This is a genomic window from Pseudomonas sp. Pseusp15 (assembly GCF_059492165.1).
In genome coordinates this window covers 3,094,904-3,119,298 of the sequence record NZ_CP168523.1, presented here as the reverse complement: position 1 = coordinate 3,119,298, position 24,395 = coordinate 3,094,904, and the positions used below count along the sequence as shown (strand labels likewise).

At 60.0% G+C, this 24,395-nt stretch carries 23 protein-coding genes and 4 tRNA genes; 20 read left to right on the top strand and 7 right to left on the bottom strand.

The features are described 5' to 3' along the window. Positions 1-24: 24 nt before the first annotated feature. The 15 genes from asd (at position 25) to ACEN8R_RS13955 (ending at position 14,988) form a co-directional block, all read left to right on the top strand. Positions 25-1,137: an aspartate-semialdehyde dehydrogenase gene (gene asd, locus ACEN8R_RS14025; RefSeq protein WP_007935182.1), complete on the top strand. Its 1,113-nt coding sequence runs from the start codon at positions 25-27 to the stop codon at positions 1,135-1,137. 276 nt (positions 1,138-1,413) lie between these two features. Next, entirely contained in the window at positions 1,414-2,424 is a 1,011-nt protein-coding gene (locus ACEN8R_RS14020) for an aspartate-semialdehyde dehydrogenase (protein ID WP_018928095.1), read from the top strand. Between the two features lie 208 nt (positions 2,425-2,632). Continuing rightward, positions 2,633-5,272: a motility hub landmark protein FimV gene (locus tag ACEN8R_RS14015; protein WP_018928094.1), complete on the top strand. Its 2,640-nt coding sequence runs from the start codon at positions 2,633-2,635 to the stop codon at positions 5,270-5,272. Positions 5,273-5,468: 196 nt separating this feature from the next. Next, positions 5,469-6,293 carry a tRNA pseudouridine(38-40) synthase TruA gene (truA, locus tag ACEN8R_RS14010; protein ID WP_018928093.1) on the top strand — a complete coding sequence of 275 codons (825 nt, stop codon included), beginning with the start codon at positions 5,469-5,471 and terminating at the stop codon, positions 6,291-6,293. 63 nt (positions 6,294-6,356) lie between these two features. Beyond that, on the top strand, positions 6,357-6,989 hold the full coding sequence (locus ACEN8R_RS14005; RefSeq protein WP_018928092.1) for a phosphoribosylanthranilate isomerase: 633 nt from the start codon (positions 6,357-6,359) through the stop codon (positions 6,987-6,989). Positions 6,990-7,201: 212 nt separating this feature from the next. Further along, positions 7,202-8,122, top strand: coding sequence for an acetyl-CoA carboxylase, carboxyltransferase subunit beta (gene accD, locus ACEN8R_RS14000; protein ID WP_007935172.1), 921 nt, complete (start codon positions 7,202-7,204; stop codon positions 8,120-8,122). Continuing rightward, positions 8,119-9,426: a bifunctional tetrahydrofolate synthase/dihydrofolate synthase gene (folC, locus tag ACEN8R_RS13995; protein ID WP_018928091.1), complete on the top strand. Its 1,308-nt coding sequence runs from the start codon at positions 8,119-8,121 to the stop codon at positions 9,424-9,426. Before accD ends, folC begins: the two co-directional genes overlap by 4 nt. Beyond that, positions 9,410-10,072: an SPOR domain-containing protein gene (locus ACEN8R_RS13990; RefSeq protein WP_018928090.1), complete on the top strand. Its 663-nt coding sequence runs from the start codon at positions 9,410-9,412 to the stop codon at positions 10,070-10,072. The genes folC and ACEN8R_RS13990 overlap by 17 nt, the downstream gene beginning before the upstream one ends. Positions 10,073-10,170: 98 nt before the next feature. Then, positions 10,171-10,731, top strand: coding sequence for a CvpA family protein (locus ACEN8R_RS13985; RefSeq protein ID WP_495624987.1), 561 nt, complete (start codon positions 10,171-10,173; stop codon positions 10,729-10,731). A gap of 41 nt (positions 10,732-10,772) precedes the next feature. After that, complete coding sequence (purF, locus tag ACEN8R_RS13980; protein ID WP_018928088.1) at positions 10,773-12,278, top strand: amidophosphoribosyltransferase; 1,506 nt, start codon at positions 10,773-10,775, stop codon at positions 12,276-12,278. Between the two features lie 67 nt (positions 12,279-12,345). Beyond that, a complete protein-coding gene (locus tag ACEN8R_RS13975; RefSeq protein WP_018928087.1) occupies positions 12,346-13,557 on the top strand; it encodes an O-succinylhomoserine sulfhydrylase in 1,212 nt (403 codons plus the stop codon). Then, entirely contained in the window at positions 13,554-14,330 is a 777-nt protein-coding gene (locus ACEN8R_RS13970) for an SDR family oxidoreductase (protein WP_018928086.1), read from the top strand. Before ACEN8R_RS13975 ends, ACEN8R_RS13970 begins: the two co-directional genes overlap by 4 nt. A 269-nt stretch (positions 14,331-14,599) precedes the next feature. Further along, a tRNA-Val gene (locus ACEN8R_RS13965) sits at positions 14,600-14,675 on the top strand. Between the two features lie 54 nt (positions 14,676-14,729). Next, positions 14,730-14,806 (top strand) — tRNA-Asp (locus ACEN8R_RS13960). Between the two features lie 105 nt (positions 14,807-14,911). Beyond that, positions 14,912-14,988: transfer RNA gene (locus ACEN8R_RS13955), tRNA-Asp, on the top strand. A 264-nt stretch (positions 14,989-15,252) separates the two neighbouring features. Here the strand turns inward: ACEN8R_RS13955 and ACEN8R_RS13950 are convergent. Continuing rightward, a complete protein-coding gene (locus ACEN8R_RS13950) occupies positions 15,253-16,536 on the bottom strand; it encodes an NAD(P)/FAD-dependent oxidoreductase (protein ID WP_018928085.1) in 1,284 nt (427 codons plus the stop codon). A 183-nt stretch (positions 16,537-16,719) separates the two neighbouring features. On the opposite strand from ACEN8R_RS13950, the gene ACEN8R_RS13945 reads away from it, so the two are divergent. From ACEN8R_RS13945 to ACEN8R_RS13930, 4 genes are all read left to right on the top strand, one after another. Next, positions 16,720-16,796 (top strand) — tRNA-Val (locus ACEN8R_RS13945). 202 nt (positions 16,797-16,998) lie between these two features. Beyond that, positions 16,999-17,466 (top strand): anti-virulence regulator CigR family protein, encoded by a 468-nt coding sequence (locus ACEN8R_RS13940; RefSeq protein ID WP_026286579.1) that lies wholly within the window; start codon positions 16,999-17,001, stop codon positions 17,464-17,466. Between the two features lie 178 nt (positions 17,467-17,644). Beyond that, complete coding sequence (locus ACEN8R_RS13935) at positions 17,645-18,283, top strand: hypothetical protein (protein WP_245220341.1); 639 nt, start codon at positions 17,645-17,647, stop codon at positions 18,281-18,283. A gap of 171 nt (positions 18,284-18,454) precedes the next feature. Beyond that, entirely contained in the window at positions 18,455-18,910 is a 456-nt protein-coding gene (locus ACEN8R_RS13930; protein WP_018928082.1) for a DUF2214 family protein, read from the top strand. A gap of 193 nt (positions 18,911-19,103) precedes the next feature. Here the strand turns inward: ACEN8R_RS13930 and csrA are convergent, their stop codons facing one another. Beyond that, the gene (csrA, locus tag ACEN8R_RS13925) at positions 19,104-19,298 is read right to left on the bottom strand and encodes a carbon storage regulator CsrA (RefSeq protein ID WP_007938114.1); all 195 of its coding nucleotides are present in this window, start codon (positions 19,296-19,298) and stop codon (positions 19,104-19,106) included. A gap of 250 nt (positions 19,299-19,548) precedes the next feature. Here csrA and ACEN8R_RS13920 point away from each other — a divergent pair, with 250 nt between their 5' ends. Beyond that, the gene (locus tag ACEN8R_RS13920; protein ID WP_018928081.1) at positions 19,549-19,914 is read left to right on the top strand and encodes an SPOR domain-containing protein; all 366 of its coding nucleotides are present in this window, start codon (positions 19,549-19,551) and stop codon (positions 19,912-19,914) included. Between the two features lie 95 nt (positions 19,915-20,009). Here the strand turns inward: ACEN8R_RS13920 and ACEN8R_RS13915 are convergent, their stop codons facing one another. The 5 genes from ACEN8R_RS13915 to ftrA form a co-directional block, all read right to left on the bottom strand. Beyond that, the gene (locus tag ACEN8R_RS13915; RefSeq protein ID WP_018928080.1) at positions 20,010-21,473 is read right to left on the bottom strand and encodes a GDL motif peptide-associated radical SAM/SPASM maturase; all 1,464 of its coding nucleotides are present in this window, start codon (positions 21,471-21,473) and stop codon (positions 20,010-20,012) included. 170 nt (positions 21,474-21,643) lie between these two features. Then, the gene (locus ACEN8R_RS13910; protein ID WP_018928079.1) at positions 21,644-22,225 is read right to left on the bottom strand and encodes a DUF1842 domain-containing protein; all 582 of its coding nucleotides are present in this window, start codon (positions 22,223-22,225) and stop codon (positions 21,644-21,646) included. A 54-nt stretch (positions 22,226-22,279) separates the two neighbouring features. After that, positions 22,280-22,915: a DUF1842 domain-containing protein gene (locus ACEN8R_RS13905; protein ID WP_495624986.1), complete on the bottom strand. Its 636-nt coding sequence runs from the start codon at positions 22,913-22,915 to the stop codon at positions 22,280-22,282. Positions 22,916-22,956: 41 nt separating this feature from the next. Then, positions 22,957-23,145, bottom strand: coding sequence for a DUF1843 domain-containing protein (locus ACEN8R_RS13900; RefSeq protein ID WP_018928077.1), 189 nt, complete (start codon positions 23,143-23,145; stop codon positions 22,957-22,959). Between the two features lie 257 nt (positions 23,146-23,402). After that, positions 23,403-24,374 (bottom strand): transcriptional regulator FtrA, encoded by a 972-nt coding sequence (gene ftrA / locus ACEN8R_RS13895; protein WP_018928076.1) that lies wholly within the window; start codon positions 24,372-24,374, stop codon positions 23,403-23,405. Positions 24,375-24,395: the final 21 nt, after the last annotated feature.

Sequence of the window (24,395 nt, the reverse complement as noted above, 5' to 3'; positions counted from 1 at the left end):
ACTTTTCAAGAAGGTGTAGTTGCGATGAAACGTGTAGGTCTGATCGGTTGGCGCGGCATGGTCGGTTCCGTGCTCATGCAGCGGATGCTGGAAGAGCAGGATTTCGATCTTATCGAGCCGGTGTTTTTCACCACTTCCAATGTCGGTGGCCAAGGCCCGTCCGTGGGCAAGGACATTGCTCCGCTCAAGGACGCTTACAGCATTGAAGAGCTGAAAACCCTCGACGTGATTCTGACCTGCCAGGGTGGCGACTACACCAGCGAAGTGTTCCCGAAGCTGCGCGAAGCCGGCTGGCAGGGTTACTGGATCGACGCCGCTTCCAGCCTGCGCATGCAGGATGACGCGGTGATCGTGCTGGACCCGGTGAACCGCAAGGTTATCGACCAGCAGCTCGACGCGGGCACCAAGAACTACATCGGCGGCAACTGCACCGTCAGCCTGATGCTGATGGGCCTGGGCGGTCTGTTTGAAGCCGGTCTGGTGGAGTGGATGAGCGCCATGACCTATCAGGCGGCCTCCGGTGGCGGCGCGCAGCACATGCGTGAGCTGATCAAGCAAATGGGTGTGACTCACGGCGCTGTCGCCGATCAACTGGCCGATCCGGCCAGCGCCATCCTCGACATTGACCGCCGTGTTGCCGAAGCCATGCGCAGCGACGCGTACCCGACCGAAAACTTTGGCGTACCGCTGGCCGGCAGCCTGATCCCGTGGATCGACAAGGAACTGCCGAACGGCCAGAGCCGTGAAGAGTGGAAGGCCCAGGCCGAGACCAACAAAATCCTCGGTCGCTTCAAGAGCCCGATCCCGGTGGACGGTATCTGCGTGCGCATCGGCGCCATGCGTTGCCACAGCCAGGCGCTGACCATCAAGCTGAACAAAGACGTGCCGATCGCTGATATCGAAGGGCTGATCAGCCAGCACAACCCTTGGGTCAAGCTGGTGCCGAACAACCGTGAAATCAGCATGCAGGAGCTGAGCCCGACGAAAGTCACCGGCACCCTGAACGTGCCGGTCGGTCGTCTGCGCAAGCTGAACATGGGTTCGCAATTCGTCGGTGCCTTCACCGTCGGCGACCAACTGCTGTGGGGCGCGGCCGAGCCGCTGCGTCGCATGCTGCGGATCCTGCTTGAGCGTTGATCGATTGATGCAATGAAAGAACCCGTGCCTTGAAAGAGGTGCGGGTTTTTTATGCGCGCCATCCAACTTCTGTAGCAGCTGGCGAAGCCTGCGTCCAGCTGCGCAGCAGTCGTAAACCCTGCGCGCGGGGTTTGCCTGAATGATCGGGATCGCCATGACGAGGACTTCGTCCTCGAACGCAGCCTTCGGCAGCTGCTACAAGGCTTCCCCATTCATTGCCTCACCACCAACCACCCGGTAAAGTGCCGCTCCCCCCGTTTCGCCAGAGGTAGAACCATGAGCCAGTCCTTCGATATTGCCGTGATCGGCGCCACCGGCACTGTCGGCGAAACACTCGTCCAGATTCTCGAAGAACGCGACTTCCCGGTCGGCAATCTGCACCTGCTGGCGAGCAGTGAATCGGCCGGACACTCGGTGCCGTTTCGCGGCAAGAACGTGCGGGTGCGCGAAGTCGATGAGTTCGACTTCAGCAAAGTCCAGTTGGTGTTCTTCGCCGCCGGTCCGGCGGTGACCCTCAGTTTCGCCCCGCGCGCTACGGCCGCCGGTTGCTCGCTGATCGACCTGTCCGGCGCGTTGCCGGCCGATCAGGCGCCGCAAGTGGTGCCCGAGGCCAATGCTGCAATTCTTGCCGGCCTGAAAAAGCCCTTCCAGGTCAGCAGCCCAAGCCCTTCGGCGACAGCGCTGGCGGTGGTGCTGGCGCCGCTGCTCGACTTGCTCGACCTGCAACGCATCAGCCTGACGGCGTGCCTGGCGGTATCCGCCCAGGGCCGCGAAGCCGTCAGCGAGCTGGCCCGGCAAACCGCCGAACTGCTCAACGTGCGTCCGCTGGAGCCGGCTTTCTTCGATCGGCAGATGGCTTTTAACCTGTTGGCGCAAGTCGGTGCGCCCGATGCTCAGGGCCACACGTTGCTGGAAAAGCGTCTGGTGCGCGAGCTGCGTCAGGTCTTGTCGCGGCCTTTATTAAAGATTTCCGTCACTTGCATTCAAGCCCCGGTGTTTTTTGGCGATAGCTATAGCGTGACCTTGCAGTCATCGAGCGCTGTCGACCTGGTGAAAGTCAACGCGGCACTGGAAGCGGCGCCCGGTATCGAGCTGGTCGAGGCGGGCGATTACCCGACTCCGGTAGGCGATGCGGTAGGGCAGGACGTGGTTTACGTTGGTCGGGTTCGCAGCGGGATCGACGACCCGGCGGAACTTAACGTGTGGCTGACGTCAGATAACGTACGCAAAGGCGCCGCGCTCAATGCTGTGCAGGTGGCTGAATTGTTGATAAAAGACCTGCTGTAAAAGATACTTGGCAACAATTTTTTCTAGTGGTTCCAGCCGAACACCATGTTTGGCTGGAATGCTTGAGGCGAGCCATCCCGCAGGGCTTTCGTCGCATGAATGAAACGATCGCGCGCGACGACCCTTCGCCGTCGCGCGCAACGCCTTACGGCAGCGGCAATCAACACCTTCTCGCTGGCCGAGGAATGTTCAAACAAAGGATGAGGCTATGGTTCAAGTTCGCAAACTGGTGTTAGCAATAGCGGCCGCCTCGGCGCTGTCCTCCGGTATGGCGCATGCCCTCGGGCTTGGGGAATTGACCCTGAAATCGACGCTGAACCAGCCTCTGGTAGCAGAAATCGAGTTGCTCGACGTCAAGGACCTCACGGCTGCCGAAGTGGTGCCGAGCCTGGCCTCGCCCGAAGATTTCGCCAAGGCTGGTGTCGATCGTCAGGCGTTCCTCAACGACCTGACTTTCACGCCGGTGCTTAACGCCAGCGGCAAAAGCATCCTGCGCATCACCTCCAGCAAACCGCTGTCCGAACCGATGGTGAAATTCCTGGTTCAGGTGATGTGGCCAAGCGGTCGTCTGCTGCGTGATTACAGCGTGCTGCTCGATCCGTCCAAATTCTCGCCGCAAACCGCCGATGCCGCCGCGCAACCGGCGCCAGCCCAGGCGGTGACCGCGCCAGTCACCGGCGCGACCAAATCGACGCAATACACCACCACGTCGCGCGATACCTTATGGGAAATCGCCGCGAAGGCGCGTAACGGTGGATCGATCCAGCAAACCATGCTGGCCATCCAGGCGCTGAACCCGGATGCCTTTATCGACGGCAACATCAACCGGCTGAAAGCCGGCCAGGTGCTGCGTCTGCCGGATCAGGTGCAAAGCGCCAGCCTGCCGCAACCCAAGGCCATCGCTGAAGTCGCGGCGCAGAACTCTGCATGGCGCCACGGTCGTCGCTATGTGGCGAAGCCTGGAAGCGGGCAGCAGCAACTCGACGCCACCAAGCGTGCTCGCGGTGACGGCGCTTCGTCGCAAGTCGCCACGGACAAGCTGAGCCTGGTCTCTGCCGACACCGGCAAGGGCCGTGGCAAAGGTGCCACCGGTGATGCGAAGGCCTTGAGCAACAAGCTGGCCGTGACCCAGGAAAGCCTCGACACGGCTCGCCGTGACAACGCTGAACTGAAAAGCCGCATGAACGACCTGCAAAGCCAGCTGGACAAGCTGCAGCGCCTGATCGAACTGAAGAATAATCAGTTGGCCAAGCTGCAAGCCGAAGGCGGCGCGGGCGCACCGGCGGCTACGACCGCTCCGGCGATGTCGGCCGAGCTGGCAGCCAGCCCGGCGGCAACACCTGTTGAAGTGACTCCGGCGGCTCCTGCGCCGGAAGTCGTTCCGGCGCCAGCCGTCGAGCCGACGCCTGTGGCGTCCGACGAGCAGAAATTCAACGAACTGCTGACCAACCCGATCCTGCTGGGTCTGGTGGGTGGCGGTGCAGTGGTTCTGCTGCTCTTGCTGCTGTTGCTGGCCCGTCGCCGTAAAGCTCAGCAGGAGGCAGAAAAACATCTGCGCATGGCCCGTGCCTTGGCTGAGGAACAAGCGTTCTCCGCCGACCTCGACCTGCCGGAAAGCAGCTTCGAAGGTCTGGAGGTTCCGCCGCCAAGCGTGAAGCTCGCGACCGCACCAACGCCTGCACCTGCACCGGCCCCGGTGATTGCCCCGGTTGTGATGACGCCACCGATCGCTGCACCGTTGGTTGCGCCTGCCGCCGAACGCTCTGACGACGTCTTGGCCCAGGCTCAGTCGCACATCGCGGCTGGTCGCCTGAATCAGGCTGCCGCGCTGCTGGAAGACGCTATCAAGCAAGAGCCGCAACGCAGCGACCTGCGCCTGAAGCTGATGGAAGTCTACGGTCAGCAGGGCGATCGCGATGCGTTCGTCGCTCAGGAGCGTCAACTGGTGGCCAACGGCGACAACTTCGCCCGGGTCGAACAGCTGAAAAGCCGCTTCCCGGCCATGGTGGTCGCGGCGGTGGGCGGTCTGGCCGCCGCAGCTGTCGCCGCCGAGCTGGACGCACAGTACGTCAAGGACCTGCTGCTGGATGAGCCGCAAGCCCCGGAACCGGCATTGGCTGACTTTGACAGTGCTTTCGATCTGAGTCTCGACGATCTGGAAGCGGCTACTCCGATCACGCCTGCGGTTGCAGTCGAGCCAGCACCGCAGCCACAGCCTGAGCCAGAACCAGAGTCTCTGGCTGAGCTGGATGAGTTTCCGCTGGACGACGACCTGAGCTTTGAGTCGGTGTTGCAACAACAGACTGAAATCAAGGAAAGCCTCGACGACCTGTCGGACTTCGACCTGGACATGGATCTGGGCGGCGATGCTTCCCCGGAGACTCTGGCTGAAGACGACTTCCTGCTGAGCCTGGATGACGACCTCAAGGACTTGCCTGTCGCTGAAGTGCCGACCGTCACTGAGGCGCCAACGGTGACTGAGGCGCCGCTCGACGATCTGGAGTTGCCGGCTGATTTCGATCTGTCGCTGGCCGATGAAATGGACGCCGCCCCGGATAAGCCTGACGCCTTTGAAAACGAACTCAACGACGTCAATGCCGAGCTGGATCGTTTGTCCCAGAGCCTCGGCGAGCCAAGCTTCACCGAGGAAGATGCGTTGAGCGCGTCAGATGACGAGCTCGATTTCCTCTCTGGCGCTGACGAAGTCGCCACCAAGCTCGACCTGGCCCAGGCCTACATCGACATGGGCGACAATGACGGTGCTCGGGACATCCTCAATGAGGTGGTGACCGAGGGTGATGCGGGGCAGAAGAGCGAAGCCAAGGAAATGCTCTCGCGTCTGGCGTGAATCGTCGGTAAGGCTTAAACAAAACGGCAGCCCATCCAGGCTGCCGTTTTTGTTTGGGGGATGCGATAGGGTTGGTACATTCAACGCCGTGTCACAGTTACACTGGCATCCCGGTCCAGCGGCCTTATAATGCCTGCCTTTGCGTAGATCAGCAGGCTGTCACCCCTTGGCAAATATAGATAATCCGGCCGCCGAAATGGCGGCCGACGGCTTTTTCCGGATCGCGTTGGGCGTTGAATACAAAGGTTCGCGTTATCGCGGCTGGCAACGTCAGGCCTCCGGTGTGGACACGGTGCAGGAGCTTCTTGAAAAGGCCTTGTCCAAAGTCGCCGACTCACCCGTGTCGCTGCATTGCGCCGGGCGCACTGACGCCGGTGTGCATGCTTGCGGCCAAGTGGTGCATTTCGACACCCAGGTAGAGCGCTCGATGAAGGCTTGGGTCATGGGTGCCAACATCAACTTGCCGCACGACATCAGCGTCAGCTGGGCCAAGGTCATGCCGGCGCATTTCCATGCGCGGTTCAAAGCCATCGCCCGGCGCTATCGCTACGTGATCTACAACGATCAGATCCGCCCGGCGCACCTGAACGAAGAAATCACCTGGAACCACCGCCCGCTGGACGTTGAGCGCATGTCCGAGGCCGCCCAGTATCTGGTCGGCACCCACGACTTCAGTGCTTTCCGCGCCGGCCAGTGCCAGGCCAAGTCGCCGATCAAGGAGCTGCATCACCTGCGCGTTACCCGCCATGGCAAAATGATCGTGCTGGATATCCGTGCCAGTGCGTTCCTGCACCACATGGTGCGCAACATCGCAGGCGTCTTGATGACTATCGGTGCTGGCGAGCGTCCCGTGGAGTGGATGAAAGAGGTGCTGGAGAGTCGCATTCGCCGTTCCGGTGGGGTGACGGCTCATCCGTTTGGTCTGTATCTGGTGCAGGTCGAGTATCGCGACGAGTTCGAATTGCCCGAGCGTTACATCGGCCCACACTTCCTCACCGGCTTCTCGGAACTTGACGGCTGACGCCTTCGAACGCTTTTGATACCATCCGGGACTTTCCCGCAATAGCCCTGAGGTTCTATCGACATGTCGGCCGTTCGCAGCAAAATTTGTGGGATTACCCGCATAGAGGATGCGTTGGCGGCGGTTGAGGCCGGGGCCGATGCCATCGGATTTGTGTTCTACGCCAAAAGCCCGCGGGCCGTGACGTTCCAGCAGGCGAGGGCGATCATCAAGGCCTTGCCGCCGTTCGTGACCACCGTGGGTTTGTTCGTCAACGCCAGCCGTTGCGAGTTGGGGGAAATCCTCGACGCCGTGCCACTGGACCTGTTGCAGTTCCATGGCGACGAAACCGCCGCTGATTGCGAAGGCTGGCACCGACCGTACATCAAGGCATTGCGGGTCAAGGCCGGTGATGACATCGCGGCAGCTTGTGACGCATACCCAAGTGCCAGCGGTATTTTGCTCGACGCCTATGTCGAAGGTGTTCCTGGTGGAACCGGTGAAGCCTTCGATTGGTCACTGATACCGCAAGGCTTGAGCAAGCCGATCATCCTGGCGGGTGGCTTGACGCCAGATAACGTCGCCGAGGCGATTGCCCGGGTTCGGCCTTACGCGGTGGACGTCAGCGGAGGGGTAGAGGCGAGCAAGGGCATCAAGGATCACGCAAAGATTCAGGCATTCATCAAAGCGGTACGCGGTAGCACGTCGTTGATGTGACGGCTGGCAGACTGCCGCCGTCCACTGCTCTGTACAAAAGAGGTGCACCTGCACAAAGCAGGCATGGCTGAGAATTTTTGGGTCGTACGCAGGTCAGCGTCTCGCTGACCCGGCAATCCATCGATCATCGCTACACATATGAATTTAGCTCAAGGGCATACGCGGGGCTGCGAACCAGAGCGTTCGGGCCGCCGGTACTGGAGAAAGAAAGCATGAGCAACTGGTTAGTAGACAAACTGATCCCTTCGATCATGCGTTCCGAGGTCAAGAAGAGCTCGGTGCCTGAAGGTCTGTGGCACAAATGCCCGTCTTGCGAGGCGGTGCTGTATCGTCCGGAGCTGGAAAAGACCCTGGACGTTTGCCCCAAGTGCAACCACCACATGCGTATCGGCGCACGCGCGCGCATCGACATCTTCCTCGACGCTGAAGGTCGTGCCGAACTGGGCGCGGACCTGGAGCCAGTTGACCGTCTGAAATTCCGTGACGGCAAGAAGTACAAGGATCGCCTGACCGCTGCACAAAAGCAGACCGGCGAAAAAGACGCACTGATCTCCATGAGCGGCACCTTGCTGGGCATGCCGGTCGTGGTGTCGGCTTTCGAATTCTCCTTCATGGGTGGTTCGATGGGTGCCATCGTCGGTGAGCGCTTTGTGCGCGCCGCCAACTACGCCTTGGAAAACCGTTGCCCGATGATCTGCTTCTCCGCTTCCGGCGGTGCACGGATGCAGGAAGCGCTGATCTCCCTGATGCAAATGGCCAAGACCTCCGCGGTGCTGGCACGTCTGCGCGAAGAAGGCATTCCGTTCATCTCGGTGCTGACCGACCCGGTCTACGGCGGTGTTTCCGCCAGTCTGGCGATGCTCGGCGACGTGATCGTCGGTGAGCCGAAAGCCCTGATCGGTTTCGCCGGTCCGCGCGTGATCGAACAAACCGTTCGCGAAAAACTGCCGGAAGGCTTCCAGCGCAGCGAGTTCCTGCTGGAGCACGGCGCGATCGACATGATCATCCCTCGTCAGGAGCTGCGTCCGCGTCTGGGCAACCTGTTGGCGCAACTGACCGGCAAGCCGACGCCTAAATTCGTCGCTGCGCCAGTCGAGCCGATCGTGGTCCCACCGGTACCTGCGAACCTATGATCGAGCGCACCCTTGGCGAGTGGCTCGCCTACCTTGAACAGTTGCATCCTTCGGCCATCGACATGGGGTTGGAGCGTTCGCAGCAGGTAGCGTCCCGCATGGGGCTGGGCAAGCCGGCGCCTCGGGTGATCACGGTCACCGGCACCAACGGCAAAGGGTCTACCTGCGCATTCGTGGCTTCATTGCTGCGGTCGCAGGGCCTGAACGTGGGTGTCTACAATTCTCCGCACCTGCTGCGTTACAACGAGCGGGTGCAGGTCAATGGTGTCGAAGCCACTGACGCGCAGCTGTGCGAAGCCTTTGCCGCGGTCGAGGCGGGTCGCGGCGAAACATCCCTGACTTACTTCGAAATGGGCACCCTGGCGGCGTTCTGGCTGTTTCAACAGGCCGGTCTCGATGCAGTGGTGCTGGAAGTCGGCTTGGGCGGGCGCCTGGACACGGTCAACGTGGTGGATGCCGATATCGCGCTCGTCACCAGCATTGGTGTCGACCATGCGGATTACCTGGGTGATACCCGCGAATCCGTGGCCTTCGAAAAGGCCGGAATCTTCCGCCAGGGCGCTCCTGCACTGTGCGGCGATCTGAATCCTCCTCAACCTCTGCTGGATAAGGCGCGCGAGCTCAATTGCCCGTTTTTCCTGCGTGGGCGCGATTTCGACCTCGGTATCACCGATTACAACTGGCAATGGCGCGGCGTTGATGCTCAAGGGCGTGCGGTCGAATTGCACGATCTGCCATTGCTCGATCTGCCGATGGAAAACGCTGCACTGGCGTTGCAGGCTTACCTTCTGCTCGGTTTGCCTTGGGTGGATGCGCAGATTATTGAAGCGTTGAAAGCGACGCGGATCGTCGGTCGTCTTGATCGTCGGCAGTTCGACTGGCAGGGCAAGCGTCTGAATCTGCTGCTGGACGTGGGGCACAACCCTCACGCGGCAGAATATCTGGCTCGGCGTCTGGCCAGTCGACCGCTGGCCGGCAAGCGTCTGGCGGTGTTCGGGTTGTTGGCGGACAAGGACCTGGATGGTGTTGTCGGTGAATTGAATGCTAGTGTCCAGCATTGGGCCGTCGCGCCGCTGGATTCGCCGCGGGCACGGCCGGTAGCTCAGTTGCACGCAGCGTTGCAGAACCTTGGCGCCTCGGTTACGTCCTATGACAGCGTGGCCGCTGCCCTGGAAGGGCAGTGCGCGCAGGCGACGAGCGACGACGAGATTCTGTTATTCGGATCATTTTATTGTGTCGCCGAGGCCCTTGAGTGGCTGGCCCGGCACTCCACGGAGGAAGCGGCAAATGGCTTTGCTGGATAAGGCGTACAAGCAGCGCATGGTCGGTGCCTTGGTGCTGGTGGCGCTGGCGGTGATTTTCTTGCCGATGCTGTTTTCCCGTCAGGACGAACAGCGCCAGGTAAGGGTCGACGCGCCTGCCGCACCGCATGCCTCCTCGTTACCGCAAGTGCAGATTGAGCCGGTCGCGGTGCCTGAACCACAGGCATTGCCGCAAGAGCCTGTGCCAAGCGACGACGAGATTGCCGAGCAGCAAGCGCCGTCGGCACCGATTGCACCAACGGCTCCCGTAGCGCCAGCGCCGCCGGCTGCCAAGCCAGTCGCGCCGCCAGCAGCGCCAGTTGCCAAGCCTGTGCCGGCACCTGCCCAGCCAATCGCGGTTGCACCGACCAAGCCGGTCGCTACTCCAAGTCGCGTCGATGCCAATGGCCTGTCGGTCAGCTGGTCGGTGCAACTGGCCAGCCTGGCGAGCCGTGAGAGCGCTGAAAGTTTGCAGAAAACCCTGCGCAGCCAAGGCTATAACGCCTACATTCGCTCCGCCGATGGCAAGAATCGAGTGTTCGTCGGGCCGCTGATCGAGCGTGCGGAAGCCGATCGTCTGCGTGATTTGTTGAGTCGCCAGCAGAACCTCAAGGGTTTTGTGGTGCGTTTCCAGCCTGAGCGCGGCTAAATCTATCACCCCGATTTGAAAAGCACTGACAATCTCAGCTTACCGACAGCCATGGGCTCTGCTAAAATGCGCCGCCTCATCTGTCTGTAGGCTGCACTGTGCCATTTACCTGGGTTGACTGGGCGATCGTTGCAATCATCGCCATCTCCGCTTTGATCAGTCTGAGCCGCGGCTTCGTCAAGGAAGCACTCTCGCTGCTGACCTGGATCATCGCAGGAGTCGTTGCCTGGATGTTCGGTGGTTCATTGTCCGAGTACCTGGGCGGATACATTGCTACGCCGTCGGCTCGTGTTATCACGGGCTGTGCCATCATGTTTGTCGCCACTTTAATCGTAGGCGCAATGATCAATTATCTTATCGGCGAGTTGGTTCGCGTCACCGGGCTATCCGGGACCGATCGATTCCTCGGCATGGCTTTCGGCGGGGCGCGTGGCGTGTTGCTGGTGGTCGTGGCGGTCGGGCTGTTGAGCCTGGGGCCGGTACAGCAGGACGAGTGGTGGAAAGAGTCACAGCTCGTGCCAAAATTTCTATTGGTCGCAGACTGGTCCAAAAACCTGATCCTCGGGTGGAGCGGTCAGTGGCTTGCCAGCGGAATCAGCGTACCCGCTGATATTCCGTTCAAGGAGCACCTCTTGCCGACGGCCAAAACGCCTCAGTGAGTTGTGTTCAGTTCAGATCCATTAAGTAGGGGTTGCGTCGCATGTGTGGCATCGTCGGTATCGTCGGTAAGTCGAACGTCAATCAGGCGCTGTATGACGCGCTAACCGTCCTCCAGCACCGCGGCCAGGACGCTGCCGGTATCGTGACCAGCCACGATGGCCGGTTATTCCTGCGCAAGGACAATGGCCTGGTGCGTGACGTGTTCCATCAGCGTCACATGCAGCGCCTGGTCGGCCACATGGGCATTGGCCATGTGCGTTATCCGACCGCGGGCAGCTCGACCTCGGCCGAAGCTCAACCGTTTTACGTCAACTCGCCGTACGGCATCACCCTGGCGCACAACGGTAACCTGACCAACGTTGAACAATTGGCCAAGGAGATTTACGAATCTGACCTGCGCCACGTCAACACCAACTCCGATTCGGAAGTGCTGCTCAACGTGTTCGCACACGAGCTGGCCCAGCGTGGCAAGTTGCAGCCGACTGAAGAAGACGTGTTCGCGGCCGTCACCGACGTGCACAACCGTTGCGTCGGTGGTTACGCGGTCGTGGCGATGGTGACCGGTTATGGCATCGTCGGTTTCCGCGATCCGCACGGCATCCGCCCAATCGTTTTCGGTCAGCGTCACACCGATGAAGGCGTCGAGTACATGATCGCCTCCGAAAGCGTTTCGCTGGACGTGCTCGGTTTCACCCTGATTCGCGACCTGGCACCCGGCGAAGCGGTCTACATTACTGAAGACGGCAAGCTGCACACCCGTCAGTGCGCGACCAACCCGTCGCTGACCCCGTGCATCTTCGAACACGTCTACCTGGCACGTCCGGACTCGATCATCGACGGCGTTTCGGTTTACAAGGCCCGTCTGCGCATGGGCGAGAAGCTCGCCGAGAAGATCCTGCGCGAGCGTCCGGACCACGACATCGACGTGGTCATCCCGATTCCGGACACCAGCCGCACCGCGGCCCTGGAGCTGGCGAACCACTTGGGCGTCAAGTTCCGCGAAGGCTTCGTGAAGAACCGCTACATCGGTCGGACCTTCATCATGCCGGGTCAGGCTGCGCGGAAAAAATCCGTACGCCAGAAGCTCAACGCCATCGAACTGGAGTTCCGCGGCAAGAACGTGATGCTGGTGGACGACTCCATCGTTCGCGGCACCACCTGCAAGCAGATCATCCAGATGGCTCGCGAAGCCGGCGCCAAGAACGTCTATTTCTGCTCCGCGGCCCCGGCCGTGCGTTACCCGAACGTCTACGGCATCGACATGCCGAGCGCTCACGAGCTGATCGCCCACAACCGTTCGACCCAGGACGTGGCCGACCTGATCGGCGCTGACTGGTTGATCTATCAAGATCTGCCTGACTTGATCGAAGCGGTCGGTGGCGGCAAGATCAAGATCGACAAGTTCGATTGCGCGGTGTTCGATGGCCATTACGTCACCGGCGACGTCGACGAGGCTTACCTGAACAAGATCGAGCAGGCACGTAACGATGCCTCCAAGGTCAAGACCCAGGCAGTCAGTGCGATCATTGATCTGTACAACAACTGAGTAACTACCGGCCCTGAGGGGCCGGTTTTGTATCTATTAAATAAAGAGCAAGGCAAGGAGTGACAGCATGAGTCAGGATTGGGATGCCGGTCGGCTGGACAGCGACCTCGAAGGCGTAGCGTTCGATACCCTGGCCGTACGCGCCGGTCAGCACCGCACGCCGGAAGGCGAACACGGTGATCCAATGTTCTTCACTTCCAGCTACGTATTCCGTACCGCCGCCGACGCGGCTGCGCGTTTTGCCGGTGAAGTGCCGGGTAACGTTTACTCGCGCTACACCAACCCGACCGTGCGCGCATTCGAAGAGCGCATTGCCGCGCTGGAAAGCGCCGAGCAAGCCGTGGCTACGGCGACTGGCATGGCCGCGATCATGGCGGTGGTAATGAGCCTGTGCAGTGCCGGCGATCACGTGCTGGTGTCGCGCAGCGTGTTCGGCTCGACCATCAGTCTGTTCGAGAAGTACTTCAAGCGCTTTGGCATCGAAGTCGATTACGTAGCTCTGGCGGACTTGTCCGGCTGGGATGCGGCGATCAAGGCCAACACCAAATTGCTTTTCGTGGAATCGCCTTCCAACCCACTGGCCGAGCTGGTGGATATCACCGCCCTGTCGGAAATCGCTCACGCCAAGGGCGCGATGCTGGTGGTCGACAACTGCTTCTGCACGCCTGCGCTGCAGCAGCCACTGAAGCTGGGCGCGGACATTGTCGTGCACTCGGCGACCAAGTTCATCGACGGCCAGGGTCGTTGCATGGGTGGTGTCGTGGCGGGTCGCAGCGAGCAGATGAAGGAAGTCGTCGGTTTCCTGCGCACTGCCGGGCCGACCCTGAGTCCGTTCAATGCCTGGATTTTCCTCAAGGGCCTGGAAACGCTGAGCCTGCGCATGAAGGCGCATTGCGCCAATGCCCAGCAACTGGCCGAGTGGCTGGAGCAGCAGGACGGCATCGAGAAAGTCCATTACGCCGGCCTCAAGAGCCATCCGCAGCACGAACTGGCCCAGCGTCAGCAGAAGGGTTTCGGTGCGGTCGTGAGCTTCGAGGTCAAAGGCGGCAAAGAGGGCGCCTGGCGCTTTATCGATGCGACTCGCCTGATCTCCATTACCGCCAACCTGGGCGACAGCAAAACCACCATCACGCACCCGAGCACCACCTCTCACGGCCGTCTGGCGCCGCAAGAGCGTGAAGCTGCGGGGATTCGTGACAGCCTGATTCGCATTGCGGTCGGTCTGGAAGACGTGGCAGACCTGCAAGCCGATCTGGCGCGCGGGTTGGCTGCCTTGTGATTGAGTTGTCGTCGCCGACCACGGGTACCCATGGCCGCGTCGCGCTGGTCACCGGTGCCGCGCGCGGCATTGGCCTGGGCATTGCGGCCTGGCTGATCAGCGAAGGCTGGCAGGTGGTGTTGACCGATCTGGATCGCGAGCGTGGTTCGAAAGTGGCGAAGGTGCTCGGCGAAAACGCCTGGTTCATCGCCATGGACGTAGCGAATGAAGCGCAGGTGGCGCTGGGTGTGGCCGAGGTGCTGGGGCAGTTCGGGCGTCTGGATGCGCTGGTGTGCAATGCGGCGGTGGCCGATCCGCACAACATCACCCTGGAAAGCCTCGACCTGGCTTACTGGAACCGGGTGTTGGCAGTGAACCTCAGTGGGCCGATGCTGTTGGCCAAGCACTGTGCGCCGTACCTGCGCGCTCACAGCGGCGCGATCGTCAACCTGGCCTCGACCCGCGCCGCGCAGTCGGAACCCGACACAGAGGCTTATGCGGCGAGCAAGGGCGGCCTGTTGGCCCTGACTCACGCCCTGGCCATCAGTTTGGGGCCAGAGATTCGTGTCAATGCGGTCAGTCCCGGCTGGATCGATGCACGGGATCCAGCGGCACGGCGCGCCGAACCGCTGACTGACGCCGATCATGCGCAGCATCCGGCGGGCAGGGTAGGGACCGTCGAAGACGTGGCGGCGATGGTGGCCTGGTTGCTGTCGAAGAACGCTGGTTTCGTCACGGGCCAGGAGTTTGTGGTCGATGGTGGCATGACCAAGAAGATGATTTACAGCGAGTAACAGGGCAGGGGCGCTGTCCCCGGCATTGATGTTGAATGTGTTGCCATCATCGTCGGCTCGCCGCCGAGAGTCGGGTCGCTCCCACATTAGAAAACCTGTTGTCTGAAGAGGCGCGGTCCACTGTGGGGGCGAGCCTGCTCGCGAAAGCGGTCTGGCGGTTGTCGGCCTCGTCCGGAATGACACGATTTTGTCTTTTTTAGAAAAACTTCAAGCGGGGTATTGACTTAGCTTCGGTACCTGCGTAAATTTCGCGGCCTCAGAGATGCAAAGGGTGATTAGCTCAGCTGGGAGAGCGTCTGCCTTACAAGCAGAATGTCGGCGGTTCGATCCCGTCATCACCCACCAACTCTTGAGACTCTTGTGTAAGCAAGAGGGAAGCTGAAAAGCCTCCACCGACGCGCAGCGGTAGTTCAGTCGGTTAGAATACCGGCCTGTCACGCCGGGGGTCGCGGGTTCGAGTCCCGTCCGCTGCGCCATATTTTCCGAATCAGGTTTACCCTGGTTCGAGATTGAAAAGCGAGATCGAAAAGTCTCGAAGTTTCAATCAGACGAGTTACTTGAGCGTCAGCTCAAAGCGATACGCAGCGGTAGTTCAGTCGGTTAGAATACCGGCCTGTCACGCCGGGGGTCGCGGGTTCGAGTCCCGTCCGCTGCGCCATATCTGCCTCAAGGCCCACTGAACGCCTTGAAGCTACGAAGAAGGCCGTTGGCAATCTTCGAGTCGATAGCAAAGACCCTGGTCGAAAGACCGGGGTTTTTTGTGTCTGCGATTTGGCTTTTTCTTCTTTCGCGCCTTTGCGCTCTGATCCTTCTGCATCCAGCCTCGGCGCTACAACGGCCGAGTCACTTTGCGCGCCACTGACATCTGTTGGGCTTCGACGGCGACTTCGCTACAAGAAGTCGCCGCTCCTGAGTCGGTCGATCAGACCCCGAGCTTGTCCCGCAATCCGTAATACCAGGCGCCCAACGCTGCGAACGGTGTGCGCAGCAATTGCCCGCCGGGGAACGGGTAGTGGGGGAGGTCGGCGAAGGCGTCGAAGCGTTCAGCCTGACCACGCAATGCTTCGGCCAATACCTTGCCCGCCAGGTGCGTATACGTCACGCCGTGGCCACTGCAGCCCTGGGAGTAGTAGATGTTATCGCCCAGTCGCCCGACCTGAGGAAGACGCGACAGGGTCAGCAGGAAATTGCCGGTCCAGGCGTAATCGATCTTCACGTCCTTGAGTTGCGGGAAGGCCTTGAGCATCTTCGGTCGAATGATCGCCTCGATGTTCGCCGGGTCCCGCGCGCCATACACCACGCCGCCACCAAATATCAGGCGTTTGTCGGCGCTCAGGCGGTAGTAGTCGAGCAGGTAGTTACAGTCTTCGACGCAGTAGTCCTGAGGCAGCAGGCGCTTGGCCAATTCATCGCCCAAGGGTTCGGTGGTGATCACTTGAGTCCCGCAGGGCATCGACTTGGCCGCCAGCTCCGGCACCAGATTGCCGATGTACGCGTTGCCGGCGACGATGATGAATTTGGCCCTGACCTTGCCCTGAGGCGTATGCACCACCGGGTTGGCACTGCGCTCGATGCGCACTGCCGGCGATTGTTCGTAAATAGTGCCGCCCAACGACTCCACGGCTGCTGCTTCGCCCAAGGCAAGATTGAGTGGATGAATATGCCCGCCACTCATATCGAGCATGCCGCCGACATATTGATCGCAAGCCACTACCTCGCGGATGCGACGCTGATCCAACAGCTCAAGCTGCGTGTGACCGAAACGCTCCCACAGGCGCTTCTGAGACTCCAGATGGCCCATCTGCTTGTCGGTAATGGCGGCGAACACACCGCCATCCTTCAAGTCGCACTGGATATTATATTTGGCCACTCGTTCACGAATGATCCGCCCACCTTCGAACGCCATCTGCCCCAGCAACTGAGCTTGCTTGGGGCCGACGCTGCGCTCAATCACATCGATATCACGGCTGTAGCTGTTGACGATCTGGCCACCGTTGCGTCCCGACGCACCGAAACCGACCTTGGCGGCTTCCAGCACCGTAACCTTGAAACCGTTTTCCAGCAGGAACAGGGCAGAGGACAGGCCGGTGTAACCGGCGCCGATTACACAGACATCAGTCTCTACATCATCCTGCAAGGCCGGGCGCGCTGGCGCCGCATTGGCCGACGCGGCGTAATAGGACTCTGGGTAGGGAGTGTTCGCCATCCTGCAGCCTCTGTTTAATATATTTTACGAGTGCATTGATCCTACCCGAGTTAAAAAACGACCGCCAGCCACCGGAAAATCTTCTTTGCCACAGAGAAATTAAATATTTTGCATATTCATAGGGTTAGGTGAAAAAAAGGTGTTGACACCCCTCCGGAATTCCGTAGAATGCCGCCTCACAGCAGGCACGTAGCTCAGTTGGTTAGAGCACCACCTTGACATGGTGGGGGTCGTTGGTTCGAGTCCAATCGCGCCTACCAAACAAAATCCGCTCTGCTGGGCGGTCTAGAAGGGCTCACCGAAAGGTGGGCCCTTTTTTGTTGTCTGCGATTTACCTGGCTTTTGCAAAATCCTCAAAAACGCCAACTCGGCGCCTCACTTCCAGTAAACACTGTTGCTGAACTAATACCGCCATAGCCGTCTACATTCTTCAGGGGACATCCCCTTTCGGAGAGAATGGATATGTTTAGATCTCGCTCGTTGATCGCCGCTATGACGTGTCTTGCCTTGGTGTCTGGTTCAGTGACTGCATTGGCCGACCCGGGAAACGGGAAAGGCCAGGGAGGTGGCAAGGGAAATCCACAATACAACCAGGACCATGGCAACTCCGGCCATGGAAACAAGGGGAAAGGTTCAGGGGGGGGCGATTGGAGTCACGGCCCGAGCATCGACCACGGTAACGTCCTTGGCATCGTGGGTGGTTATCGTGGCTACTGGAGCCCCGGGCCCGCCTTGCCACCCGGTATTCAGAAAAACCTCGCGCGCGGTAAACCTCTGCCGCCGGGGATCGCCAAAAAACTCGATGGCCGTCTGCTCGGCCAGCTTCCCCACTACGATGGCTATGAGTGGCAGCAGGCTGGCACTGACTTGATTTTGGTGGCCATCGCTACCGGGATCATCTACGAGGTGCTCAATGGTGCGTTCGATTGATGTGAGGGCGATAAATTTCAATTGCGCCCTTGCCGCATAACGACCAGCAACATCGCGGGCAGCAGTGTGCCGGTTCGATCACTGCACATTGCTTGCCCGCTGGTCGCCGGCCTTTGAACTGTGTGGGGTGGAGACGGTCAATTATTCCGTGCAATATCAACCTCCACGGAACTTCACCATGCTATTAAAAAACAAGAGTTTTGTTGCCGTCATGTCCTGCGTGATGATGCTTGCAGCCGCCCCGTTATTGCCCGCTGAACTGTCCATCATGAGCTCCGCCTACGCGAAGGATGGTGGCAATGGAGGTGGCGGCGGTGGTAACGGTGGTGGCAATGGCGGCGGTAACGGCGGTGGTCATGGTGGCAACGGCGGTTCCGGCCATTCCGGCGGCGTCAGTAGCAATGGCCGTGGCGCAGGCTTGAGTAGCGACCATGTCGGCCTTGGTGCTGGCTTGAGTGGCACCCATGTCGGCCGTGGTGCAGGCTTGAGTGGCACCCATGTCGGTCGTGGTGCAGGCTTGAGCAGCGACCACGTCGGCCGTGGCGCAGGCTTGAGTGGCACCCATGTCGGCCGTGGCGCAGGCTTGAGCAGTGATCACGCCGGCAAAGCCGTCCGGGACCGTGGCGTCAATGGCAACCACTTTGGTAGCGAACGTAACAGTGACCGTGGCCATGGCGCAGTCACTTCGGGCATTGCGCATTCCAGGGACACGCGAGGAGTTGCCAAGGCCTCTGCCATTTCGGCCACTACGCCTGGCGATCACAACACGAAAGGGTTGAGCAGCGCTCGTACTTCGATCTCGAAACGACTGGATTAAGTCCAGGACTCTCAAAAACCGGGTATCCATCAGGAACCCGGTTTTTTTTCGCCTGCAATTTGCCCGATGGCGAGGTGCGGGAGATCAGCCCAGCTACATGCGTGAGCAAATCCGACACGATGGACTACTACTGTAAGGCTGATTCAACTTTGTCCTGATGGGAGTATGTCGATGCTGGCTCACTGGTTTCTGGCGGCGGTTCACCTCTTGGCCTTTGGTCTGGGTTTTTGGGCTGTACTGACCCGCGGTACGGCGTTACGTCGTCTGAGTGCCGGGGCAGGGGACGCTCGCCGTGTTTTGATTGCAGATAATCTGTGGGGGATCTCTGCAGTCACTCTGCTGATCACGGGTGGGCTACGAGCCTTTGGCGGGTACGAAAAAGGCACTGATTACTATCTTCACCAACCCCTGTTTCATCTCAAGATGACGCTCTTGGTGTTCATCCTGTTGCTTGAGATTGCACCGATGGTGACGCTGATCAAATGGCGGATTGCGCTGGGGCGCGGCGCGGCTATCGATACCGGCCGCGCAACGCTGTTTGCCCGTATCAGTCATATCGAGGCGCTGTTGCTGGTGCTAATGGTCGTGGCGGCCACGGGCATGGCGCGTGGTGTGACGTTTGGCTAACCGGGCAGGGGAGCGCTCTTTCTCGCTGCAAATCCGAAACGTCTGACAGTCATGGCAGGAGCCAGGGCAGTAGTATCGGCTCCGTGTTGCGATGGCATCGCAAAGAGAGACGGAGCGCAGAACGATGCGGCACTTGAATCTTAGCCAGCCGTTACTCGAGGCAGAATGGGCTGGCTACTGACTGCAGCAGGATTCAGGGCGTTTGCGGCTTGTCCGGGGCGGTCAGGCCAGCCTGGATGCGTTGATAAATTTCTTCGCGATGCACCGCAACGTCTTTCGGGGCGTTGATGCCAATCCTGACTTGCTGGCCGCTAACGCCCAGGATGGTGATCGTAATGTCATCACCGATGTTTATGCTTTCACCGACTTTGCGGGTGAGTATCAGCATGGTTTTCTCCTTGATTGCTTTGTAGGGCACCTGATTCGGACAGTGCAGAGGTCGGTATTAGATATAGATTAGTGCGAAGTTTCACGGTTTGGGTGCCTCTTTCTGACGCGCAGATGCTGCATTAATTCCCAAGGTGTAACTATACAGAGGCCGCCACCATCATTCTCGTTGTTTTGAGCCCATTTTGCGGCACTCGGGATGGATCCATGGATGTTAAAATCGCCGCTTTAAGCATTCGGAGGAAAGCGTTGTGCGCAAAATAGTCTTGGTAATCGCGGTACTGACGCTGGCCGGATGCGGTGAGGATAAAGGGGTTGACGCTCAAAAGCCGCAACCGGCAGTCGCCTCCGTTCCCGCGGCGGTAACGGGCCCGCAGTGGGACGTCGAAGTGCGCGGCGAGACACCCCAGGCGGTCAGTGACCTGAGCGGTTGGTTGATTGAGCACAGCTTCGTTCCCAACGTCGTGAAGGAAAATGGAAAGGTTCGTATTCTGGTCGGGCCGTTCGGTTCGCAAGCCGAGGCGCAGGTCAGGCAAGCTGAAATAACGGCGGCGCTGACCCGGGCGAAAAAGATGAACATCGAATCGCTGATCGTCGAACACCCGACGGCTCAGTAACCGTCCTTTTCGCAACGCGCAGACCCGCATGCCGGGTGATGTGCCAGGGAAGCGATCTTCGAGGTCGCTTCCCTGGTGATGCGTCGGCATAAACGTCACATCAAGTTATTTTGCGGCAACCCCAGCAGGCCGGTCAGGGTGTTGATGATCGCTTGTTGCCGGGCACGGTCTGTCTGGTGCACGGCTTCCGCGGCGGCGACATCAGCGTCGCAGTGGGGGCACGTCACTTCGTGTGCATGGATGTACTGCAAGCAGCCACGACACAGCGCCAGTTGTGGTGGAACACGTCCTTCGTCAGGCGATTTCTGGCCCTGGTTCGCCCAGGCCAGTTTGATCACCTGGCCGCTGTCGCTGACGCTGTTCACCTTCTCACCGGTATCGATGCGCTCGGTAATCAGATCAAAACGTCCGACGGCGAAGGAGGTTTTTGCCGCGTCCTCGAGTTTGACGATGCGCTCGCGTAGCCCGCGTTTTTGCAGGTCCAGCGCGCGGTAATGGCAGTAGGGATTATTGCCGGGTTTGCCGAGCAGGGAGTGCGAGGTCCAGGTGCAGCCGCCACGGCAGACGTCGTTGTAGTAACAGCCTCGGCAGTAGCCCCACAGGTCGTCGACCGACCGCAGGCGGCCAAAGTGCATGCCTTCGCTGTAATGCCAGATATCGTGCAGGCTCATGTTGCGTACGTTGCCGCCCGAAAACCCCACCGTGGCCAATGACGGGCAACCCTTTACCGTGCCGTCGGCTTCCAGCGCCAGCACAGTCTGGCCGGCGGCGCAGCCACTCCAGTGCACGCGCTCGTCGCCGAAGCCACGCCACATGTGCTCGTAAGGGCCGTAGTAACCGATGTTGTTGCCCACGTTCATCAGCAGGCCGCGATCAACCCCTTCGCGGTAGAGGCGCGCCAGCAACGGCATTACTTCCAGCAGTTGGTAGGGTTGCAACAGCAGCTCCGGGTGATCGACGGCATTGCCCATGGCGACCGTCAGCTGGATCTGCCAATGAGTGGCGCCGAGGTCGATGATCAGGTCCATCAGCTCGGGCAGGTCGGGCAACGTGGCCGCGCCGATTTGTGTGTTGACGCTCACCGCAAGCCCGGACTGTTTGGCGCGTCGCAGGGTGTCCACCGCCTTGTCGAACGAGCCCGGGACATTGCGCACTGCGTCATGCAGTGGGGCCAGTCCATCCAGTGACACACCGACGCCATTGAGTCCGGCGTCCACCGCTGCCTGCATTTTCGCGGGCGTCAGGTTGCGCCCACCCGTTTGTATCGCGCAATACATGCCGTGATCGTGGATAGCCTGGATCAGTTGGGTCCAGTCCTTGCGCAAATAGGCTTCACCGCCGATCAGGGTGATCTCGCGGGTGCCGAGTGCCGCCAGGGAATCGATAACGTCCAGGCACTCCCGGGTGTTCAGTTCATCGGGGCGTCGATGGCCGGCGCGTGAGCCGCAATGCAAGCATTTGAGATCGCAAGCCAGAGTGATTTCCCAGACCACATGCACCGGCACGTAGCGTTTGAGGTCGGTTTCACTGAGGTAGCGGGCAGGGCGACTGTCTGACATGGGAAATCCTTGCGCACCAACGCGTGCGCGGCACGAATCCATCGAAGTGTTCGCGCCTTCCTTGAGTCAATGGCGCGACCGGATTTACCTTTTGTTGTTGGTCTATAGCGCGGAGTCTGTGGGAGCGGGCTTGCCTGCTCCCACAGGGGGTTGCGCTTAACTGCCTGGGGTTAGCGGGCCTCCAGGCGGGCGATTTCAGCGTTCAACTGCTCCAGAGCGCTGCGCAGGGCACCGCTGTTGGCCAATTGCTGTTCACCCTGGCTCACCACGGACTTCAGTTGCGCCAGGTCACCGCTGGTTTGCGCTTGCTGTACCGCGACGGCATAGAGCGGCACCGCATGGTGCGGATGCTCTGGGCGCTCAATCACTGGGGCCTGGCTGACAGCTGCGTGTTTCACGTAATGCCAGATACCCTGGTCCTGGTACTTGTAGTCGACATAACCGCTCGCCCAGTCGGCGCCTAAAATGCCTTTCAAGCCGAAAGTCTGGGCGATCTGGCTGAGAGGGCCGCTCGGGCTGCCCGCCAAGGTGAGGATGATGTGGTTTTCGGCCGTCGGCACCAGTTTGGCCTCGGAGTATTCACCCCATACACGGGCACGGAAGTTGAGAGGCGGATAGGTGCTTTGGAAAATGCTGGCAACCCCGCTGACTTTTTTCTTTACGGTATCTACCAGCAGATCCAGGGTTAAAACCGGTGCGCCCAATAGGTGACTACTGACATTCAGGCGGGTATGAAATAGTCCGATTGACATGGTGCTACTCCCTTATTTGTATTCAGGACAACTCGGGCATGTTTCGTGAGCGGGTCAGCGGCGTTCCTGCCGGCTGATTTCGCCCTTGGCCGTTTCAAGCGCGCTCTGCAGTTGGGGTTGCTGATCCAGTTGTTGTTGGGCCAGGCGGGCCAGGTTTTTCATCTGGGCCAGGTCACCGCTGGCAATGGCACTTTGAATCGGTGCGGCGTACAGCGGCATGATCGGTGGATAGGCTGGAATGACCGGGCCGGGCTCCAAAGGCACTGATTTATAAGCGTTGGAGGGTACCGCCTCGACAAGATGAGCGGGAGCGGTGACCTGGACCCACCGTTCACCATTGAAGTACTCGTAATTGGCGACGCCTTCTCTCCAGTCGCTACCGACCACCAGATGCAACTTGAAATTCACGATTGAGTTCGAGCCTGGGCCGCCGTTATTGCCTTGAGCGGTGATCAGGATCTTGCTGACGCCAGGGCTCATGACCGTCAGGTAGGTGTATTCGCCCCAGACATCGGAGTGCACATCCAGTGGCGGGTTAGTGGCTTGAGTAATTTCGGCAGTGCCGCTTACCGTTTGATCTGGGGTAAAAACCAGAAGATTGAGTGCCAGGTTTTGTGCGCCCGCGGCCGAAGTACCAATTCGGTAGCAGAGTGGGAACAAGCTGACAGGTTGTTGATTGGAACCAGACATAATTATTGCCTCCATTGCAATAAGGGGCGCGGAAATAGCTATTAGTGCTTTTCCAGGCGTGCGATTTCCTTAACCAACTGCTCGTAAGCAGTTTTTAGCTCTTTATTTTCTGGTGTGGATGCATCGCGTTGTTTCAACAGCGTCTTCATTTGCGGCAGGTCGCCTGCCTTGATCGCGCCTTGGATGGCCACCCCATAGGGGGGCATGCTATGGCGAGTTGAAGTGCTCATAACGATTCCTTCCGTGGTGTTTGCGGGCACTGCTGTCATCAGCAGTTTTTGCAGTTAAGCAGGCGCCGATAAATATGCAATGGGCTGTGCAAGAGTAATTTTTAATATCGTTTTATTTATCGCGGCGGGTGAGCAGTCGAGATATTTGATATTAAGATTGGCGATAAGTTAGTGCGATTCCTCATGAGTCCTTATTGTTTTTATCGCCATTGATAAAGAGTGTTGGGGCGGTCTGTAACGCCCTGGACTGAGATCATTCAAACAGCGCTGACCTTGTGCCCGAACCGTTCCCGATACACCGAAGGCGGCACGCCGACCACGCTGCGAAATGCCACCCGGAAACTCTCCACCGAGCGATAACCGCAGTGCTGGGCAATCTGGTCGGTGTTTTGATTCGTACTCTCCAGCAGCTCGCGGGCCCGGGCCAGGCGTTCATGCTGCAGCCACGCTTTGGGGGGCATACCGCTGGCTTCGGTGAACCGCCGCAGGAACGTGCGCTCACTCATGGCCGCCTCGCTGGCGAGGTCGCGAACCTCCAGCGGTTCATGCAGACGTTCCCGTGCCCACTGCATGACCCGCGACAGGTCGCTGCGCGGCGTCGGGCTGACCGGTGACGGAATGAATTGCGCCTGGCCGCCGGTGCGTTGCGGCGACATTACCAACCGCCGCGCCACCGAGTTGGCCACCTGCGTGCCGAAATCCCGCGCGACCAGATGCAGGCAGGCATCGATGCCGGCGGCGCTGCCGGCCGAGGTAATCAACTGACCCGAATCGACATAGAGCACGTCCGGATCCACCAGAATGTTCGGGAAGCGCTCGGCCAGTTCAGTGGTGTAGCGCCAATGGGTGGTGGCGCCGTGACCGTCCAGCAAACCGGTGGCCGCCAGTACGAATACCCCGGAACAGATCGACAGCAACCGCGCGCCTCGGGCATGGGCCTGGCGCAGCGCGGCGAGCAAGGGCTCCGGCACCGGTGCGCTGCGGTCGCGCCAGCCGGGGATGATGATGGTTCGGGCGCGCTCAAGCAGTTCCATCCCGCCGTCGGCCAGCACCTGAATGCCGCCCATGGCGCGCATCGGCCCTTGGTCGACGGCGACGATGCGGTGCTCATACCAAGGGAAATCGAACTCTGGCCGCGCCAGGCCGAAGATCTCCACGGCAATGCCGAATTCGAAGGTACAGAGGCCGTCGTAGGCCAGAATCGCGACTAAACCTGGGGTGGGCTGCATTTGGCGGAAAATTCCCGGTGA